The following is an 18,818-nucleotide window of genomic DNA, read 5'->3' on the forward strand; positions in this document are numbered from 1 at the left end:
CCTAGGCGCTCCGGCGGTTCCACTCGATCGCCGGGCACGTGTCCATCACCATGGCCAGACCGGCGTCGATCGTGCGCTCGAAGGCGGCCTCGTCGATGACCCCCAGCTGGAACCAGACCGCCTGCGCGCCGATCTCCACGGCCTGGTCGGCGAACGGCCCGGCCTCCTCGGAGCGGCGGAAGACGTCGACGACGTCGATCGGGAACGGCACGTCGGCCAGCGTCGCGTAGCCCTGCTCCCCCAGCACCACCGGCGCGTCGGGGTGGATGGGCACGATGCGCTTGCCGCGCCGCTGGAGCAGCTGCGCGATCGAGTAGGCGGTGCGCGAGGTGTTGTTCGACAACCCCACGACGGCCCACGTGTCGAGGTCGTCGAGCATGAGGGAAACGGCGGCGGGATCCTGCCAGTCGGTCATGCTCCGACCGTAACCTCGACCGCCCGTGCGCGCCGGTCGGGAGGGCCCCCGCCCCGTCCGTATCCTGAACGCGTGACGACCGTCCTGACCTACGGAACCTTCGACCTCTTCCACATCGGCCACCTGCGCCTGCTGGAGCGCCTGTCCTCGATGGGCGACCGGCTCGTCGTCGGGGTCTCCACCGACGACTTCAACGCCGGGAAGGGCAAGAGCACGGTGGTCCCCTACGCCGATCGCGCCGCGATCGTGGGCGCCATCAAGGGCGTCGACCTGGTCCTGCCGGAGGAGTCGTGGGAGCAGAAGCGCCGCGACATCGTCGAGCAGGAGGTCGACGTGTTCGTCATGGGCGACGACTGGACGGGCAAGTTCGACGACCTCTCCGACCTGTGCCGCGTGGAGTACCTCCCCCGCACGAAGGGCATCTCCACCACGGGACTCAAGGAGATGCTGCGCGTGCTGGACCCGGCACACATCGAGGAGATGCAGGACGCGCTGGGCGTCCTCTCACGCCTGCTCGACCACTACCGCGACCTCACCTGACTCGCCGAGGCCCGGCAGCAGCAGCCGGAAGGTGGTGTGCTCGGCCCCGACGAGCTCGAGGTAGCCGCCCATCGTGCTCGCGAGGTCGGCGGCGATCGTCAGTCCGAGACCGCCCACGTCGCCCTGCTTGCGGCTGGCGCCGCGGTTGAAGATCTCGTTCCCGAAGGTACGGCGCCCGCGGTCGGCCACCACGATCTCCACGTAGGAGCCGGTGTCCCTGGCCTCGACGGTGACCGGGCTGACGCCGTGGCTCGACGCATTCTCGATGAGCACGTCGAGGATCTGCACCACCGGCCCCGGGACGACGCGAGCGAAGACCTGGCCCCGCTCGATCTGGTGCACCATGTAGTTGTCGGGTGCGACGATCGGCTTCCAGCGAGCGACCACGTCACTCACCAGCTCGCTCAGGTCGACGTCGGAGGCGTCGCCCAGTCGTTGACCCCGGGCCAGACCCAGCAGCTCGTCGATCGCACTGCTCAGCCGGTCGAGCTCAGGCAGGTAGCGATTGAGCTCCTCGGCGACCTCGGGCGGCGTCTGCGGCCACATCGAGAGGTCCTCCAGCTCGAGGCGCAGCGCCGTGATCGGCGTCCGCAGCTGGTGCGAGGCGTTGGCCGCGAACTCGCGCTCCCGACGCACGAGCTCGCCCAGCCGGGCGGAGCTCGTCCGCAGAGCGGCGCCGATCGCCTCGGCCTCGGGGATCGAGTAGTGCGGGGGATCCACGTCGAAGCGTCCGAGGCCCAACCGGTCGGCCGCCTCGGCGAGCTCGTCGAAGGGCCGCGACAGCCGCCGCGCCAGGACGTAGCCGAAGGCCGCGGCGATCGCCACGAGGCTGAGGCCGATGAGGATCAGCGGCACGAGCGCGTCGGAGATCCGCTCCTCGATGAGGTCGCGCGACCGCGACAGCGTGAGCGTCCCGCCGTCCTCCAGGTCGCGCTTCGCCACGATGTCGTCCGCGGGGTCGACCTCGGGCCCGGCGACGACGGGAGACCCGGTCTCGGGCTCGTAGGTCAGTGTCTCGGCCTCGCTGAGGAAGCCGCTGAGGAACTCCACGTCCACCGCGGAGTCGTTCTTGCGCCGCTCGTCGACGACGGCGGCCAGCTGGTCGGCGGCCCGCTCGATCTTGCGCTCCTCGTACGAGGTGACGAGGTCGGCGAGCATGTAGGCGCGCGGGATGCCGTAGAGGGCGAGCATCGCCGCGGTCATGCCCACGAGGGCCACGACCAGCCGCTCACGCATCGGCCTGGTCCTCCAGCCGGAAGCCCACGCCGCGGACGTTCGTGATCTGCACCGGCGCACCGGCGTCCTCGAGCTTCTGACGCAGGCGGCCCACCGTGGCGTCGACCATCTTCGTCGAGCCGAACCAGTTCTCGTCCCAGACGTCGCTGGTCAGGCGCTCGCGGGTGACCACCGCTCCCCGCACCTCGTCGAGCAGGACGAGGACGTCGAACTCCTTCGACGTCACGGCCACCTCGGCGTCGTTCACCCAGATGCGGCGCGAGGCCGGGTCCACGCGCAGGCCGGACGCGCCCGGCGCCGCGGGAGCGGGCGCGGCCGGCTCCACCGGCGCGCTGCGGCGCAGCAGGGCGCGCGCCCGGGCGAGGAGCTCGGCCAGGGCGAAGGGCTTGGACAGGTAGTCGTCGGCGCCGACGTCGAGGCCCACCACGCGATCGAGCTCGCCGTCGCGAGCGGTCAGGATGATGATGCCGCCGCGGTAGCCGCCCTCGCGAGCCCGGCGGCACACCTCGAGCCCGTCGATGTCGGGCAGGCCGAGATCCAGGAGCACCAGGTCGAGGTCGCCCAGCGCGATCCGCTCGACCGCCGTGATGCCCTCGGCCACCCACTCGACGACATAGCCCTCACGCTCGAGCGTGCGGACCAGGGGCGGGGCGATCTTGTCGTCGTCCTCGACGACGAGCACTTGGGTGGCCACGATCACCGAGCATAGGGCCGACGCGTGTGACGAGCGTGCTCCCGTCGCACGCGCCCGTCCTGCACCAGCAGACACACGACCCCCACGCTGAGCAGGATCAGCACCAAGCGGGTGGCCGAGAGGTCGCCCCCACCGTCGCCGGGGAGTCCCACCGTCATGGCCAGCAGGCTGCTGCCCGCCGTCGCGGCCACGAGCGCGCCGGCGCCCAGGTGCGACTCGAAGCAGTTGTGCATCCACATCTTCACGGCGGTGAGACCGGCGACCGCGGCGATCACGATCTCCATCACGACGTAGACGCGTGACGGTGCCGCCGGGATCAGCGTGAGGTAGACCAGACCGATCGCCAGACAGGCGGCCGCGGCCCAGCGAGAGGCGGTCGTGCGCAGGCGTCGCATCAGAAGTCCTTGTCGGCGGTGCCGGATTCGGTGACGTTGGCGGTGGAGGAGCGGATGCCCGAGAGGTCGGTGGCCGCGTTGCTCGGGGTCCACACCATCGCGGCGGCGGTGGTGTTCGTCCGTAGGTCGCTCGCCTTGCCACTGGCGAAGGTGCCCAGCTTCAGCGTCACGACCGTGCGCTCCAGGCCGTTCACCGTCGTGGTGTTGGCGGTCATCGTCGCGTTGAGGCTCACGGTGCGCAGCAGGCGGACGTAGTCGCCCTTGAGGTTGACCGAGCCCAGGCCCAGCACGGTGCTGCCGTTGAGGACGTCGAGCGTGTCGCCCTTGCTGCCGCGGAGCAGCGCCGGCAGGTTGCCGTCGCGGAGCCGGACCTGCACGTTCGTGGCCGACCCGTTCCAGCCCGCCATGACCGAGGCCGGGTTGACCTGCGCGGTGTACGTGAAGGTGATCGTGTCGTTCGCACCCGGCAGGCCGGCGGTGCTGCCCGAGCCGTTGGTGGTCTGGACGTCGGCTCCCGCGAGGGGGCTGTTGTCCACCGGCACCGTCTCGAGAGCGGAGATCGTCGTCCGTCCGGAGCCGTCGAGCAGGACTGCGCGCAGGTCGTACACGGCGCTGGCGACCTTCGTGGTGTCCCACGAGCAGGTGTAGGGCGACGTGGTGTCGGTGCAGACATCGGTCCAGGTGGAGCCGCCGGTCGGGGCGTACTGGATCCGCACCGAGGTGACGCCGGCGGTGGAGCTGGCGACGGCGGTGAGCGTGGCCGTGCGGCTCAGCAGCGCGCCGGGGTCGTCGAGCGACACCGAGGACACCGTGTTGTCGACGACGCGGTTCGCCACGGCGGCCGAGGTCGTCGTGTTGCCGGCCTCGTCGGTGGCGACCGCGCGGAACGAGTAGGTGCCGCTCGTCAGCGCAGTGGTGGCGACGCGGCAGGACCACGGCTCGGCCTCGATCGTGCACAGCGACTTCCACGTGGTGGTGCCGGAAGCCGCGTACTGGAGCTCGACGGTGGCGACGCCGGAGTGGGCGTCGGCGGCCGTCGCGGCGAAGGTGCGCGTGCCGCTCAGCGGCGTGCCGGGGTCGGTCATCGTGACGGTCGGGGCGACGTTGTCGACGGTGACGTCGGTGACGACCTCCGACGTGGTGGTGGTCGAGCCGGCCGTGAGCTGGGCGCGGAACTCGTAGTCACCGGACGCGACGGCGGCCGAGTTCCACGAGCACGTGTAGGGAGAGACGAGGTTCGAGCAGGCGGTCGACCAAGTGGAGGCGCCCACCAGTCGGTACTGCAGGCGCACCGTGTGGCTGAGCGTGCCCGTGTTGAAGACGCCCGCCGAGAGCTGCACCGTGCCGCGGACCGTGTCGCCCGGGTCGTTCATCACGACGAGCAGCTTGTTCGCGACGGCCGTGCGGACGGAGTCGGACGTGGTCTCGTACCCGGCGAGGTCGGTCGCGCGGGCCCGGAGGTCGTAGCGGCCGTCGGCGAGTGCGGTGGTGGTCCACGCGCAGGAGTACGGGGCGGTCGCGTCGGTGCACAGCGCGGTCCAGGTGCCGGATCCGGCGGGGCTGTACTCGACCGTGACGTCCTTGACGCCGAGCCCGGAGTCGGAGGCCTGCGCCTCGATCGTCACCGCGCCCTGGACCGCCGTGCCGGGGGACGTCACGGCGACGGTCGGAGGCGTCCAGTCCGCGGCGGCGCGCACGGTGGCGGTGCCCTGCGTGGTGGAGGTGAAGGTCGCGGACGAGAAGCCCGGGGAGATGAAGGCGGCCACCGCGAGCAGGGCCAGAACGGCCAGCAGGGTCAGGGAACGACGCGCGGAGTCGATGCGCACGGGTCCACCTGCCTTCTGGTTCCGGTTCATGGGGTCAACGCTACGGAGCAGCGCTCCACGGGCGATCCACACGAGATCCTCGGGAGTTCCACACTTCGCTGCAGGGCGCGGTGACGACTCAGGTGAGCGCGTGGCGGCCGACGACGGCCACGGGGATGGCCCGAGCGCCGGCCTTCTTCGCCGGGGCGCCGGCGGTGGGGGTCAGCGGCGCGGGGGCGTCGTCGTCCTCGGGGCGACGCAGGGCGCGGCCGAGATCGACCAGGGCGATCAGCGCGATGAGCCCGGCCGGCACGCCGGTGACGAGCATCCGGGTCTCGCGGTCGGCCAGGGCCATGAAGGCGTACCCGACGTACGGGACGGTCTGCTCCACGACCGGCTGGGTGCCCGAGAGGAGGCTGAACTCCCACGGGTCGGGGTCGGGATTGGCGTCGCCCTGGGTCGTGAAGAGGCGGGCGCCGCTCTCGCCGGGCTCGATCTGCGTGATGCGGTGCGTCACGAGCGTCGAGACGCCGCTGTCCGCCGGGGGGAGGTAGGTGATGACGTCGCCGACGGCGAGGTCGGCCACGGGCACGGGGCGCTCGAAGGCGATCGAGCCCTTCTCGAACGTGCCGGACATCGAGCCGCCCGTGATGACGTAACGCTCGAAGCCGAACAGGCTGGGGGCGATGTAGGCCACGCTGGCGACGGTGACGACGAGCAGGAGCAGCGTCGTGACGCCACGGCCGAGCAGGCGGGCTGCTCGCGTGAGGTGCTTCATCTGGGACTCCTTCGTCGATCGGTTCTGGTGGGTCGGTGTGCTCCGGGCTGGGTGGCAGGGCGCCCGAACGACGCCCTGCCGTCAACCCAGTTCCCCGGAGCGGGGCGTCACTGGTTGGTGGTGGTCCCGTCCAGCTGGACGGCGTCCCACGTGTACGTGGCGGTCGCGGCCTTGCCCTGCTGCGTGTTGGACGCGGCCTGGTCGAGGGTGACCGTGAAGGTGTAGTCGTTCGCCTCGCCGGCGGCCCACGTGCCGAGCGTGTTCTTGGTGCCGTCGGCCAGGCCGCCGAAGGTGCCCGAGTAGACGGTCGTGTTCTTCGTCGTGTTCTTGATGACGAGCTTGAGGTTCTCGCCGTCGAAGCCGTTGGTGGAGGCGACCTCGGTCAGCGAGAAGTTCGCGGGCAGCGTGCCGGTGTTGGTCAGCTTGAGCGAGCCGTTGAGGACGTCGCCCGGCTTGAGGTTGTCGAGGTTGAAGACCGCCTGGCCGGCCTTGGAGTTGCTCTGCGTCAGCGTGCCGGAGGTGGCGGCGCTGATGGTGTTGCCTGTGGTCGAGCTGAAGGTCGCACCCGAGCCCACGGCGATGACGCCGGCGGCCAGCAGCGTGGCGAGGGGGACGAGGACCTTGGTGGAACGGCTGGTGCGCATGTGCTTCTCCTGTGTTCGGGTGCCGGCCGCGCTCTGCGGCCTGGCTGGGTTGACAAGAAGAACGCTACGGAGGCCAGATCCACACGATGTCCACGTGGAATCCACCGCCGGTCCCCACTTCGGCACCGTTTGTCCACCGCTGCGCCACCAGGTCCACACGCATGACGAAGGGCCCCGGGAGATCACTCCCGGGGCCCTACGGTGCTGCTGGGTCAGATGGCGACGGCCACGTCCGCGACCGAGCCCTTGGCGGCGACCACCTGCGAGTCGACCACCTCCGCGCGCGGCGCCAGCGTGCGCAGCGTCCAGGTGCCGGGCGCGGCGAAGAACCGGAACTGGCCCGTCGCCGACGTCGGCACCTCGGCGGTGAACTCACCGTTGCGGTCGAGCAGGCGCACGTAGGCGTTGCCCACCGGCTGCTCGTCGCGCAGCACGACTCCCTGGATCACGGCCTGGTTCGTCACGTCGACGCCCTCGAGGCTCGGTCCGCCCTTGATCGCTCCGCACATGGTCAGGCCTTTCCGGGCTCGTCGCCGAGGGCGACCGGCACGCCGCGCAGCGAGCCGTACTCGCTCCACGAGCCGTCGTAGTTCTTGACGTTGGGGTAGCCGAGGATCTCGCTCAGCACGAACCACGTGTGCGAGCTGCGCTCGCCGATGCGGCAGTACGCGATGGTGTCCTTGCCCTCGTCGAGGCCGGCGCCTGCGTACAGCGCCGAGAGCTCCTCGTCCTTGCGGAACGTGCCGTCGTCGTTCGCGGCCTTGCTCCACGGCACGTTGCCGGCGGTGGGGATGTGGCCACCGATCTGCGCGGCCTCCTGGGGCAGGTGCGCCGGGGCGAGCAGGCGACCGGCGAACTCGTCGGGGCTGCGCACGTCGATGAGGTTCTTGGTGCCGATGGCCTCGACGACCTCCTCGCGGTAGGCGCGGATGTCCTCGTTGGGCTCCTGCGCCGTGTAGGTGGTGGCCGGGCGCGTGGTGACCTCGTCGGTCAGCTCACGGCTGTCGAGCTCCCACTTCTTGCGGCCGCCGTCGAGCAGGCGCAGGTCGGTGTGGCCGTAGTACTTGAGGTACCAGTAGGCGTAGGCCGCGAACCAGTTGTTGTTGCCGCCGTAGAAGACGACCGTGTCGTCGTTCGACACGCCCTTCTCGCTCAGCAGGGCCTCGAGGCGGTCCTTGCTGATGAAGTCGTGGCGGACGCCGTCCTGCAGGTCCTTCTTCCAGTCCAGCTTGATGGCGCCGGGGATGTGGCCCTTGTCGTAGGCCTCGACGTCCTCGTCGACCTCGATGAGGACGACGTTCTCGTCGTTCAGGTGTTCCTCGACCCAGTCGGCGGTGACGAGTGCGGTCTCGCGGCTCATGGTGGTTCCTTTTCCTCTGCGGAGTGGTGGTTGCGACGTGCGGTTCAGGCGCTCATGCCAGTGGCCTGGCGAGGCGGCGGGTGGTCAGGTAGAGCTCGCAGCCCAGGCAGAAGCCCGTGGTGGCGTTGAGCAGGGCGGCGACGAGGGCGAAGCCCACGGCGACGAGGCCGACGGCGGTCAGGCCGGTCGCGAGGGCGACGAGGCCGATCAGGGTGAAGGCCAGGCCGACCGCCTGCGCGAAGCGCGGGGGGCGGGAGTCCTCGGTCCGGGCGGGAGACCCGATCCGCGGCCGGACGGCGGTGCGGAACAGCCACGCCCACGGCGACGCCGACAGCGACACGAACACCCCGAGCGCGAAGACGACGGCCTGGACGGCCAGCAGCGCCTCGCGCCACGGCGACGGCAGCACGAGCACCAGCGCCAGGACGGCGGCGGTGATCGCGGCGGTGAAGCGGAGCGCGCGCGGATCGACGACGGAGGTGTCGTGAGGCATGGAGGTTCTCCGAACAGGAGGGAGGGCTGACGAACGTACGGGCGGAGGTGTCAGCGCAGACGACACAGCGCCGAACGCGTGCGGCAGTTGTCCACTGCGCGGCGTCGGGTGAGGTGTGTCGTGAACATGCGCCCACAGTAGGCGGTAGGGCACACCCGACCTCCGCTGAATCTCATCCAGCGAGACGAACGTCCGTCAGATGAGACACCTCAGGCGAGGGCGCGGTCCAGCGCCACCAGCACCTGGTCGCGCGTCGGAGCTCCCGAGGCGCGCTCCACGATGCGGCCCGAGGCATCGAGCACCAGCACCGTGGGCGTTCGCAGCACGCCCACCCGACGGACGAGATCGAGCTCGGACTCCGCGTCGATCTCCACGGCGGAAATGCCCGGGACGAGCGCGGTCACCTGCCCCAGCACCTGCCGGGTGGCACGGCACGGGGCGCAGAAGGCACTGGAGAACTGGACCAGCGTGGCCCGCCCCCCCAGCGGCACGCCGAGGTCGTCGGGGCTCAGTCGCCCGTCCTCGTCGTCGCCCGACGATCCGGCGAACCGCCGTTCTTCCACTGCATCGCGGCGGCCAGGACCACCGCCACGACGACGGCCACCAGGAGCACCTCGACTCCGTCCACCGGCTCTCCTCCTCGGTTCGTTCCCCGTGTGACATCGGTGTGACGTGGTTCTCACTGATGGAGCGCCGCTCGTCACAGCCCCGTGACATGAAGTATGGTCGACGAGGCAATGAGGCTTCGATGAACACGGTGCGTTCGTCGGGGCCTCGACGTGTATAGGAGGCCAATCACGTGTCCCACCTGTTGCTGCTGACCAAGAGCTCGCAGTCCTCGGTCGAGGTCCTGCCCTCGCTCGCGCTGCTCCCCCACCACGTCAAGATCCTGCCCGCGGAGGCCAGCGCCCTCATCGACGCGCCCCCGTGCGACGCCGTCCTGGTCGACGGCCGCCACGACCTGGCGCAGGTCCGCAGCCTCACCCGCGTGATCCGCACGACCGGCATCGAGTGCCCGCTCGTGCTCATCCTCACCGAGGGCGGCCTCACCGTCGCCGCCGCCGACTGGGGCATGGACGACGTCATCCTCACCACCGCCGGTCCTGCCGAGCTGGAGGCCCGCCTGCGGCTGGCCATGGGCCGCGTCGCCGCCGACGGCGACAAGTCCGAGGACGACAGCCACATCATCAGCGCCAGCGGCCTCGTGGTCGACGACGTCACCTACACCGCCAAGCTCGACGGTCGCGTCCTGGACCTGACGTTCAAGGAGTTCGAGCTCCTCAAGTTCCTGGCCCAGCACCCGGGCCGCGTGTTCACCCGTCAGCAGCTGCTGCAGGAGGTGTGGGGCTACGACTACTTCGGCGGCACCCGCACCGTCGACGTCCACGTCCGCCGCCTGCGCGCCAAGCTGGGCCCCGAGAACGAGACGCTCATCGGCACCGTCCGCAACGTGGGCTACCGGTTCGTCTCACGCCGCGAGTCCGGCGAGGTCGCGGCCGAGCGCGCCGCCGAGCGCCAGGAGTCCGCGCGCCGTCAGGTCGCGGGCCGCGCCTGATCCGCGCCCCGGCGAGTGAGCGTGGCTCAGCCCAGCGTGGGGATGAGCTCGTCGAGGTACTCCACCGTGTCGGGCCAGCCCTCGACCGCGTGGCACGGGACGCCGAGCGCCAGCACCGGGTAGTCGTTGCCCTCGGGGTCGAGCCGGTCGCCGACGAACAGCATGTCGTCGAGGCTGATGCCGGTGGCGTCCGCCAGCTGCTTCATCCCGTAGGCCTTGTCGATCCCGCGGTGGGTGATGTCGACCGAGGTGGAGCCGCCCGAGCGCACCTCGAGATCGGGCAGCACGGCGGCGACGGCGTCGCGCAGTGCGCCCTTCTTCCTCCCGTCGGGGTCCCACGCCATCTTCGCCTCGATCGGCGCCTTCTGACCGAGCGCGGAGAAGGTGATCTGCGAGCCGCGGTCCTCCAGGATGTCGCCCCAGGTCTGCGACTCCCACAGGCCGAGGCGCTTCGCCTCCTGTTCGACCGCGGCGAGCGCGCGATCGCGCTCGTCCTCGGTCAGGGCGTGCGCGTAGACCGTGACGATCTCGTCGCCGCGCAGCCGGTAGTACTGGGTGCCGCACGTGGGCAGCAGGTGGATCCGCTCCAGTACCTCGGCGGGAGCGGGCGGCAGCTGCTCCACGACCTGTTTGCGGAACTGCTCCAGCTGGCCACCGGAGATGATCGCCACCTCGACGCGTTCGGCGAGCCGGACGAGCTGGTCGCCGATGGCCTCGGGGATCGCGCACTTCGACGGGGCGAGCGTGTCGTCGAGATCGAAGGCGACGAGTCGGGGTCCGGACACGCGAGGGAGTCTACTGTTGAGTACATGCGCCGTCTGCACAACATGACCCAGGCGTACGACTGGGGCTCCACGAGTGACATTCCTCGATTCCTGGGGCGCACGGGATCGGGGGAACCGGTCGCCGAGATGTGGCTGGGCACCCATCCCCTGGCCCCCTCGCAGGTCGAGACGCCCGAGGGCCTGCGCCCGCTGTCCGACGTGGCCGGCGAGATCCCCTTCATGCTCAAGATCCTCGCGGCCGAGCAGCCGCTGTCGATCCAGGTGCACCCCGGCCAGGCCGAGGCCCGCGAGGGATTCGCGCGCGAGGAGGCGGCCGGCGTGCCGCTGGACTCGCCACAGCGCGTGTTCAAGGACCCGAACCACAAGCCCGAGATGGTCTACGCGCTCAGCACCTTCGACACCCTCGTGGGCTTCCGCCCCACCGCCGAGATCCTGCGCGTCTTCTCCCAGCTCGACACCCCCACGATCAACGCCGCGTCCGCCACCCTGCGCGCGAAGACGGGCTTCAAGGGCATCGTCCGCGTCCTGGAGAACCTGCTGATCGCGCCCCCGCCGCCGGCCGAGATCGCCCAGGTCGTCATCCAGTGCAAGGCGCTCGTGCACGACGGCGTCGACATCAAGCGCGCCTACAGCACCGCGGCGATGATCGCCCGGCACCATCCCGACGACGTGGGCATCGTGGTCTCGCTGCTGCTCAACCGCTTCACGCTCCAGCCGGGCGAGGCGATGTTCCTGGGCACGGGCGTCATCCACGCGCACCTGTCGGGCCTGTGCCTGGAGGCCATGGTCAACTCCGACAACGTCATGCGCGCCGGACTCACCCGCAAGGCGCTCGACCCCGAGGGCCTCATCCGCTGCCTCGAGGCCGGCATGGCCCGCGTCGCTCGGGTCGAGCCGGGGTACCCCTCGTTCTCCACGGAGGTCTACCACCCGGAGGTCGAGGAGTTCGCGCTCGCGGTCACCCAGGTGTCCCCCGCCGACCCCGACGGCGTCTCGATCATCGCCGCCGCGCACTCGATCGTCATGTGCATCGGCGGTGCCGTGCAGCTGCTGAACTCGCGCGGCGAGAAGGTTCCGCTGAGCCGCGGCGAGACGGTCTACACCGATGCCGAGGACGGCGACCTCACCTTGGTGGGCACGGGCGAGATCGCCCAGATCTACCTGCCCGGTCCCGGCACGCCCGACTCCGAGCTCAAGGACCTGGTGGGCCACCGGCCCGTACGCGCGATCCCCTGAGGATCAGAGCAGGTCGGCGCGGTCGAGCCCGGGCAGTTGCGCCACGATCTCCTTGACCCGCTGCGACTGGGCGAGGTCGAGCACCAGCACGGCGTCGTCGGTCTGCACGACGGCCACGTTGCGCAGGCCCAGCACGGCGATCTGCACGCCCTCCTGCCCCCGGGCCACGCCGTCGGCGTCCACCCAGAGCACGTCGGGCGACGAGCCGAGCGGAGCGATGGAGGCGAAGTCGCCGAGGTCGTCCCACCCGAAGGTGGCCGGGACGACCGCCATGCCGCCCTCCGCGGCCACCGGCTCGGCGACGGCGTGGTCGATGGCGATCTTCTCCAGCGTCGGCCAGGTGCGACCGAGCTCGGCCACGAAGGCGGGGGTGCCCCACGCGGCCGCGACCGCCCGGAGGCCGGCGGCGAGCTCGGGCCGGAAGCGTGCTAGCGAGTCGAGCAGGACCGACGCGCGGGCCACGAACATCCCGGCGTTCCACACGTGGTCGCCCGAGGCCAGGTAGCCGCGCGCGGTCTCCTCGTCGGGCTTCTCCACGAAGCTGCGCACCGCCCGGGCCGAGCCGAACCCCTCGAGCGGGTCGCCCGACGCGATGTAGCCGAACGCGGTGGACGGCTCGGTGGGCTCGATCCCGATCGTGACGATGTAGCCCTGCTCGGCCACGGCGATCGCCTCGCGCACGGCGTCGGCGAAGCGGTCGGGGTCGGGGATGCGGTGGTCGGCGGCGAACGAGCCCACGACGGCGTCGGGGTCGGCGCGCTCGATGATCGCGGCGGCGAGACCGATCGCCGGCATCGACTCGCGCGGCGACGGCTCGAGCAGCAGGTTCACGAGCTCGGGCAGCTGCGCGGCGATCGCGCTGCCGTGCGCCGCGCCGGACACCACGTGGATGTGCTCGACCGACGCGAGCGGCAGCATCCGGTCCCACGTCTGCTGGATCAGCGTGCGGCCGGTGCCCTCGAGATCGAGCAGGAACTTCGGCCGGGCCTTCCGCGACAGCGGCCACAGGCGGGTTCCGGCGCCGCCGGCCGGGATGATGGCGTGGAACGTGGACACGGCGGTCACTGTAGTGGTCCACGAGGGACGGCGTAACGGGTCGACAGCGCGCGGGCCAGCCATACTGGGTGCCGTGTCCCGCCTCACCGCCCGTGAACTGATCGACCTCGTCCTCGACCCCGGATCCTGGGAGTCGTGGGACGAGCCGGTCGACCACACCGTGCACCCCGAGCCCTACCGCACCGACCTGCTGGCCGCGGCCGAGCGCGCGGGCACCGACGAGTCGATCATCACCGGTCGCGCCCTGATGCGAGGCCGGCCGGTGGCCGTCTTGGTGAACGAGTTCAAGTTCCTCGCCGGATCGATCGGGCAGGTGGCGGCCGAGCGCATCGTGCGCGCCGTGCGACGCGCCACCGCCGAGGGGATCCCCGTGCTGGCCACCACCGCCTCGGGCGGCACGCGCATGCAGGAGGGCACGCCCGCGTTCGTCCGCATGGTCGACATCTCCCGCGCGCTGATGGACCACAAGGCGGCCGGCCTGCCCTACCTCATCTACCTGCGCCACCCCACCACCGGCGGCGTCTTCGCCTCGTGGGGATCGCTCGGCCACATCACGATCGCCGAGCCCGGCGCCCTCATCGGCTTCCTCGGCCCGAAGGTCTACGAGCTGCTCAACGGCGCTCCCTTCCCGCCCGGCATCCAGACCTCGGACAACCTCGCGAACCGCGGCATCATCGATGCCGTCGTGATGCCCGAGGAGCTGCCGTTCATGGTGGACACGGCGCTGTCGATCCTCATCGACCCGCCGAGGGAGTCCACCCGGGCCCGGCGTCCGGGCGCGACGGAGCGCCGCCACGAGACGTGGGACTCGGTGCTGCTCACCCGCACCCCCGACCGCCCCGGCGTCCGTGAGGTGCTGCGCTGGGGCTGCGACGAGATCATCCGCCTGCAGGGCACCGAGCGCGGCGAGCGCGACGCCGCGATGATCGTCGCGCTGGCCCGGATCGACGGCGAGCCCTGCGTCGTGATCGGTCAGGACCGCACGACCCAGAGCCGGATCAAGCCGATGGGCCCCGCGGCGCTGCGTGAGGCCCGGCGCGGCATGAAGCTTGCGAACGAGCTCGGCCTACCGCTCGTGTCGTTCATCGACACCCCGGGGGCCGAGCTGTCCCCCGATGCCGAGCAGGGCGCCATCGCGGGCGAGATCGCCCGCTGCATCAGCTCGATGTCGACGATGCGCGTCCCCTCCGTCTCGGTGCTGCTGGGCCAGGGCTGCGGGGGCGGCGCGCTGGCGCTGCTGCCGGCCTCCCGCACGATCGCGGCCGAGAACTCGTGGCTCTCGCCACTGCCGCCCGAGGGCGCCAGTGCCATCGTCTTCGGCGACGTCGACCACGCCGCCCAGCTGTCCGCCGAGCAGCGCATCAGCGCCTTCGACCTCCACGAGTCCGGCGCGGTGCACCACCTCGTGCCCGAGCCGGACGACGACGACCCCGAGTCCTTCGCCCGGGCGATGGCGGCCGAGGTGGCCCATCACCTGCGTGAGCTGAGGGGGCAGGCATGACGCTCCTCGACCTGGCCGAGGCCGTCCTCGAGGCCGACGGCGTCGCTCCGTTCAACGAGGCCACCACCATCGCGCTGCGCGACGGCACTGCCCTGCGCCTGGAGCGGTACGACGAGGTCGTGGGTGCCGTCGCGGTCGGCGACGCCCCCGTCGAGTTCGTCGTCCACCCGCGCTACCGCCGCCAGGGCCGAGGCCGCGCGCTCGTCGACGACCTGGTCGCCCGCGGTGAGACCCGGTTCTGGGCCCACGGCGACCTGCCGGGCGCCCAGGCCCTCGCCGCGGCCGCCGGGCTGCGCGCCGTGCGCACGCTGCTCGTGCTGACCACCACCGACCGTGAGGTCGAGGAGCCCCGGCTGCCCGCGGGTGTCTCGATCCGGCCCTTCGAGGAGGCCGACGCCGACGCCGTCGTCGCGGTGAACGCCCGCGCGTTCGCGCACCACCCGGAGCAGGGTGCGATGGACCGCGCCGACTTCGACCGGCGCCGCGCCCAGGCGTGGTTCGACCCCGCCGGCCTGTTCGTCGCCGAGCGCGACGGCGCGGTGGTCGGATTCCACTGGACCAAGGTCGAGGACGGCGTCGGCGAGGTCTACGTGGTGGGCGTCGATCCGTCCGCCCACGGCGGCGGGCTGGGCACCGCCCTCACCGCCGTCGGGCTGCGCCACCTGTGGTCGCAGGACGTCGCGGAGATCGACCTGTACGTCGAGGGGGACAACGACCCGGCGCTGGCGGTGTACCGGCGCCTCGGGTTCACCGAGAAGGCACGCGACGTCCTCTACGCCACGCAGGACTGAGTCAGACCAGGCCGCGCTGCAGCTCGGCGGCGATCCTGCGCACGGCGGCCGGCGCGGCCGTGCCGAACCCGACCATCGTCGCGAAGCCGTGGATCAGCCCTTCCTCACGCTGGGCGGTCACCGGGACCCCGGCCTCGCGCAGCGCCTCGGCGTAGGCCTCGCCCTCGTCGCGCAGCGGATCGAAGGCCGCGGTGACGACGTGCGCGGGCGGCAGGTCGTGCAGGTCGCCCCGGATCGGGGAGATCCGTGGGTCCGAGCGGTCCTCGCCGCGGGCGAGGTACGCACCGGAGAACTCGTCCATGAGGTCCTCGGTCAGGAAGTACCCGTGGCCGAACTCGCGCCGGCTGCGCGTGATCGTGGTGAAGTCCGTGACCGGGTAGACCAGCAGCTGGAAGCGCGGCACCGGCCCGCCGGAACGGACCATCTCCTGGGCCACGACGGTGGCCAGGTTGCCCCCGGCGCTGTCACCGCCGACCGCGATCCGGTCGGGGTCGAGCGCCAGGCCCGACGCGTTCTCGCAGACCCAGATCCACGCCGCGAGGCAGTCGTCCACGGCTGCGGGGAACGGGTGCTCGGGAGCGAGCCGGTAGTCCACCGCGACGACGCGCACCATCGCCTGCTCCGCCAGGTAGCGGCACACCGCGTCGTGGCTGTCCAGGTCACCGAGGGTGAAGCCGCCGCCGTGGAACCACACGAGCGCGGGCGAGGGCCCGCGCAGGTCCCGCGGCGTGTAGAACCGGAGCCGGAGCGGGCCGGCGGGACCGGCGATCTGCCGCTCGGTGACGGCGCCGATGGGCTGGGCGCCACCGAGCAGCCGATCGGCGCGGACCAGGTCGCGTCGCTGACGGCTGATCGGGGTGGCGGCGGGGTCGGGATTCTCGAGTCGCAGGAGCGCCAGCAGGGCCTGCATGTCGGGGTGCAGCACCTGGTCGCCGTGCCGGACCGGCCGGCCGAAGGCGACCCGTTTCAGCGGCCTGGGAGCCGCGCCGACGGCGGCGACAGCGGCCCTCCGGGCCCGTCCTGAGACGCTCATGGGGGCGAACGTAGCAGCACCATCCGTCACCCCAGTCACGCCGATCCGACCATTGGCGCGCTTTTTCTTGGGACATGGCGCATCATGAAGGGGACGACACCACGTCTCGTAGGCGACGAGAGGACAAGTCGATGGGCACTGCCAAAGCACTCAAGGTCGACCAGAGGGACCCGCAGCCCAGCTTGGCCGCGCCCTTGGGCGAGACTCCGGTGGCCCGCCCCGGCTTCCGCCGCTCCATGCTCTTCCTCGTCCTGCTCTCGGTCCCGCTGTGGGCCGCGATCGCCGGCGGCGCCTACCTCATGGTCCAGGCGCTCGGCTGAGTTCACCGTCCCGTCACCTTCCCGTGTCATCGTGAGCCCATGGAGACCACCGACCTGACGGTCCCCGAGCCGCTCGCGTCCTCCCCCGACGAGTTCGACGTCGATCCGCCCTACGACGCGCACGACGGCGGGCTGCCCGACGACCGCTTCCTCGACCGCGAGCTGTCGTGGATCGCGTTCAACGCACGCGTGCTGGAGCTGGCCGAGCTCGAGTCCCTCCCGCTGCTGGAGCGCACGCGCTTCTTGGCGATCTTCGGCAGCAACCTCGACGAGTTCTTCATGGTGCGGATCGCCGGCCTCAAGCGGCGCATCGCCGCCGGCGTGGCCGTCCCCTCCGCGAGCGGACTGAACCCCCGCGACGTCCTGTCGTCCAGCCTCCAGGCAAGCCGCGTGCTGATGGAGCGCCAGGCGCGCCTGCTGCACGACTCGATCATGCCGGCGCTCGCCGAGGAGCAGATCCACCTGCTGCGCTGGCACGAGCTCACCGACGAGGAGCGCGGCCGGATCACGGAGTTCTATCACCACCGCGTCTTCCCGGTGCTGACGCCGCTGGCGGTCGACCCGGCCCACCCGTTCCCCTACATCTCGGGCCTGTCGCTCAACATCGCGCTCGTGATGCGCAACCCCCGCACCGGCAAGGAGCACTTCGCCAGGGTCAAGGTGCCCCCGGTGATCCAGCGGTGGACCAAGGCCTCCGACGGCCGCTACGTCGCCCTCGAGGACGTCATCGCCGCCAACCTCGACAGCCTCTTCCCGGGCATGGAGATCATCGACCACCACACGTTCCGCGTCACGCGCAACGAGGACCTGGAGGTCGAGGAGGACGACGCGGAGAACCTGCTGAAGGCGCTCGAGAAGGAGCTGCTGCGCCGTCGCTTCGGCCCGCCGGTGCGGCTCGAGGTCGACGAGAACATGTCCGACGCCGTCCTGGAGCTGCTCGTCAGCGAGCTGGGCGTCTCGGACGAGGAGGTCTTCCGCCTGAGCGGCCCGCTCGACCTGCGCAGCCTCAACGAGATCGCCGACAACGACCGTCCCGACCTGAAGTTCCCGCCGTTCGTGCCGGGCACGCACGAGCACCTCGCCGAGGTGGAGACCTCGAGCCCGGCCGACATGTTCAGCGCGCTGCGCAAGCGCGACGTGCTGGTGCACCACCCCTACGACTCGTTCGCCACGAGCGTGCAGCGGTTCATCGAGCAGGCCGCTGCCGACCCGCACGTGCTGGCGATCAAGCAGACGCTCTACCGCACCTCGGGTGACTCCCCGATCATCGACTCGCTGGTCGACGCCGCCCGCTCGGGCAAGCAGGTGCTGGTGCTGGTGGAGATCAAGGCGCGTTTCGACGAGCAGGCCAACATCCGCTGGGCCCGCAAGCTGGAGCGCGCCGGCTGCCACGTGGTCTACGGGCTCGTCGGCCTCAAGACGCACTGCAAGCTCGCCCTGGTGATCCGCGACGAGCCCGACGGCCTGCGCCGCTACGCCCACATCGGCACCGGCAACTACAACCCCAAGACCGCCCGCCACTACGAGGACTTCGGCCTGCTGACCTCGAACCGCGAGATCACCCACGACCTCACCGAGCTGTTCAACAGCCTCTCCGGATTCGCGATGACCAGCGACTACGACTCCCTGCTCGTCGCCCCGCGCGAGCTGCGGTCGGGCCTGGTCGACCGCATCGACCGCGAGATCCGGCGGCACCGCGAGGGCAAGCCCGCGCACATCGCGTTCAAGCTCAACTCCCTCGTCGACGAGGCGATCATCGACAAGCTCTACGAGGCGTCCCGCGCCGGCGTCGGCGTCGATCTCATCATCCGCGGGATCTGCGCCCTACGCCCCGGCGTGCCGGGCCTGTCCGAGCGCATCCGCGTGCGCAGCGTCCTGGGGCGCTTCCTCGAGCACAGCCGCGTGTTCGTCTTCGGCGTGGGCGACGACCGCGAGGTGTGGATCGGCTCGTCCGACCTCATGCACCGCAACCTCGACCGCCGCGTCGAGGTGCTCGTGCGGGTGCCGTCGCAGGCCCACGTCGACCAGCTGGCCGGCCTGCTGGAGACGATGGTGTCGGACGAGACCCTCGCGTGGCACCTGGGACCGGACGGGGCATGGACCCGCGTCGTCGGCGCGAACGTCCAGGAGCTCCTCATCGAGCGGGCACGCTCTCGCCGGTCACGGGCCTGAGAGCGCACA

Annotated in this window: 21 protein-coding genes; 7 read left to right on the top strand and 14 right to left on the bottom strand. The window is 71.2% G+C overall.

Annotation, left to right across the window (positions count from 1 at the left end):
* Window position 1: 1 nt before the first annotated feature.
* Window positions 2–415 (bottom strand): CoA-binding protein, encoded by a 414-nt coding sequence (locus H1W00_RS01835; RefSeq protein WP_181753123.1) that lies wholly within the window; start codon window positions 413–415, stop codon window positions 2–4.
* 72 nt (window positions 416–487) lie between these two features.
* Between H1W00_RS01835 and H1W00_RS01840 the strand changes: the two genes are divergently transcribed.
* Window positions 488–955, top strand: coding sequence for an adenylyltransferase/cytidyltransferase family protein (locus H1W00_RS01840; RefSeq protein ID WP_181753125.1), 468 nt, complete (start codon window positions 488–490; stop codon window positions 953–955).
* Here the strand turns inward: H1W00_RS01840 and H1W00_RS01845 are convergent.
* The 10 genes from H1W00_RS01845 to H1W00_RS16920 form a co-directional block, all read right to left on the bottom strand.
* Window positions 920–2,191, bottom strand: coding sequence for a sensor histidine kinase (locus H1W00_RS01845; RefSeq protein WP_181753127.1), 1,272 nt, complete (start codon window positions 2,189–2,191; stop codon window positions 920–922). The genes H1W00_RS01840 and H1W00_RS01845 overlap by 36 nt on opposite strands.
* Window positions 2,184–2,885, bottom strand: coding sequence for a response regulator (locus H1W00_RS16915; RefSeq protein ID WP_181753129.1), 702 nt, complete (start codon window positions 2,883–2,885; stop codon window positions 2,184–2,186). The genes H1W00_RS01845 and H1W00_RS16915 overlap by 8 nt, the downstream gene beginning before the upstream one ends.
* Window positions 2,886–2,887: 2 nt before the next feature.
* Window positions 2,888–3,280 (bottom strand): hypothetical protein, encoded by a 393-nt coding sequence (locus H1W00_RS16350; RefSeq protein WP_181753131.1) that lies wholly within the window; start codon window positions 3,278–3,280, stop codon window positions 2,888–2,890.
* Window positions 3,280–5,136 (bottom strand): Ig-like domain-containing protein, encoded by a 1,857-nt coding sequence (locus tag H1W00_RS01860; RefSeq protein ID WP_181753132.1) that lies wholly within the window; start codon window positions 5,134–5,136, stop codon window positions 3,280–3,282. Before H1W00_RS01860 ends, H1W00_RS16350 begins: the two co-directional genes overlap by 1 nt.
* A gap of 88 nt (window positions 5,137–5,224) precedes the next feature.
* Window positions 5,225–5,863, bottom strand: coding sequence for a signal peptidase I (locus H1W00_RS01865; protein WP_181753134.1), 639 nt, complete (start codon window positions 5,861–5,863; stop codon window positions 5,225–5,227).
* Window positions 5,864–5,970: 107 nt separating this feature from the next.
* The gene (locus tag H1W00_RS01870) at window positions 5,971–6,507 is read right to left on the bottom strand and encodes a TasA family protein (RefSeq protein WP_181753136.1); all 537 of its coding nucleotides are present in this window, start codon (window positions 6,505–6,507) and stop codon (window positions 5,971–5,973) included.
* Window positions 6,508–6,719: 212 nt separating this feature from the next.
* Window positions 6,720–7,016, bottom strand: a complete 297-nt coding sequence (locus H1W00_RS01875; RefSeq protein ID WP_154595992.1) for a DUF1416 domain-containing protein — start codon at window positions 7,014–7,016, stop codon at window positions 6,720–6,722.
* A 2-nt stretch (window positions 7,017–7,018) separates the two neighbouring features.
* Window positions 7,019–7,867 (bottom strand): sulfurtransferase, encoded by an 849-nt coding sequence (locus H1W00_RS01880; RefSeq protein WP_181753138.1) that lies wholly within the window; start codon window positions 7,865–7,867, stop codon window positions 7,019–7,021.
* 52 nt (window positions 7,868–7,919) lie between these two features.
* Window positions 7,920–8,360: a DUF4395 domain-containing protein gene (locus H1W00_RS01885; protein WP_181753140.1), complete on the bottom strand. Its 441-nt coding sequence runs from the start codon at window positions 8,358–8,360 to the stop codon at window positions 7,920–7,922.
* Window positions 8,361–8,569: 209 nt separating this feature from the next.
* Complete coding sequence (locus tag H1W00_RS16920; protein WP_181753142.1) at window positions 8,570–8,923, bottom strand: thioredoxin domain-containing protein; 354 nt, start codon at window positions 8,921–8,923, stop codon at window positions 8,570–8,572.
* A gap of 236 nt (window positions 8,924–9,159) precedes the next feature.
* Here H1W00_RS16920 and H1W00_RS01895 point away from each other — a divergent pair, with 236 nt between their 5' ends.
* The gene (locus tag H1W00_RS01895; RefSeq protein WP_181753144.1) at window positions 9,160–9,915 is read left to right on the top strand and encodes a winged helix-turn-helix transcriptional regulator; all 756 of its coding nucleotides are present in this window, start codon (window positions 9,160–9,162) and stop codon (window positions 9,913–9,915) included.
* A gap of 26 nt (window positions 9,916–9,941) precedes the next feature.
* On the opposite strand, the gene H1W00_RS01900 is transcribed toward H1W00_RS01895, so the two are convergent.
* Window positions 9,942–10,700 (bottom strand): HAD-IIB family hydrolase, encoded by a 759-nt coding sequence (locus tag H1W00_RS01900; protein ID WP_338072795.1) that lies wholly within the window; start codon window positions 10,698–10,700, stop codon window positions 9,942–9,944.
* Between the two features lie 24 nt (window positions 10,701–10,724).
* Between H1W00_RS01900 and manA the strand changes: the two genes are divergently transcribed.
* Window positions 10,725–11,936 carry a mannose-6-phosphate isomerase, class I gene (gene manA / locus H1W00_RS01905; protein ID WP_241732804.1) on the top strand — a complete coding sequence of 404 codons (1,212 nt, stop codon included), beginning with the start codon at window positions 10,725–10,727 and terminating at the stop codon, window positions 11,934–11,936.
* A 3-nt stretch (window positions 11,937–11,939) separates the two neighbouring features.
* Here manA and H1W00_RS01910 read toward each other — a convergent pair whose 3' ends face one another.
* Window positions 11,940–12,992, bottom strand: coding sequence for a mannose-1-phosphate guanylyltransferase (locus H1W00_RS01910; protein WP_338072796.1), 1,053 nt, complete (start codon window positions 12,990–12,992; stop codon window positions 11,940–11,942).
* Between the two features lie 73 nt (window positions 12,993–13,065).
* On the opposite strand from H1W00_RS01910, the gene H1W00_RS01915 reads away from it, so the two are divergent.
* Together H1W00_RS01915 and mshD are read left to right on the top strand one after the other, a co-directional pair.
* Window positions 13,066–14,493 (top strand): carboxyl transferase domain-containing protein, encoded by a 1,428-nt coding sequence (locus H1W00_RS01915; RefSeq protein ID WP_286930999.1) that lies wholly within the window; start codon window positions 13,066–13,068, stop codon window positions 14,491–14,493.
* Complete coding sequence (mshD, locus tag H1W00_RS01920; RefSeq protein WP_181753154.1) at window positions 14,490–15,284, top strand: mycothiol synthase; 795 nt, start codon at window positions 14,490–14,492, stop codon at window positions 15,282–15,284. The genes H1W00_RS01915 and mshD overlap by 4 nt, the downstream gene beginning before the upstream one ends.
* 1 nt (window position 15,285) lies before the next feature.
* On the opposite strand, the gene H1W00_RS01925 is transcribed toward mshD, so the two are convergent.
* On the bottom strand, window positions 15,286–16,317 hold the full coding sequence (locus H1W00_RS01925) for an alpha/beta hydrolase (protein WP_181753156.1): 1,032 nt from the start codon (window positions 16,315–16,317) through the stop codon (window positions 15,286–15,288).
* A gap of 131 nt (window positions 16,318–16,448) precedes the next feature.
* Between H1W00_RS01925 and H1W00_RS01930 the strand changes: the two genes are divergently transcribed.
* Window positions 16,449–16,637: a hypothetical protein gene (locus H1W00_RS01930; protein ID WP_181753158.1), complete on the top strand. Its 189-nt coding sequence runs from the start codon at window positions 16,449–16,451 to the stop codon at window positions 16,635–16,637.
* 39 nt (window positions 16,638–16,676) lie between these two features.
* Window positions 16,677–18,809, top strand: a complete 2,133-nt coding sequence (locus H1W00_RS01935; protein ID WP_181753159.1) for an RNA degradosome polyphosphate kinase — start codon at window positions 16,677–16,679, stop codon at window positions 18,807–18,809.
* Window positions 18,810–18,818: the final 9 nt, after the last annotated feature.

Origin of the sequence: Aeromicrobium phoceense (assembly GCF_013868155.1) — a bacterium.
GTDB lineage: Bacteria > Actinomycetota > Actinomycetes > Propionibacteriales > Nocardioidaceae > Aeromicrobium > Aeromicrobium phoceense.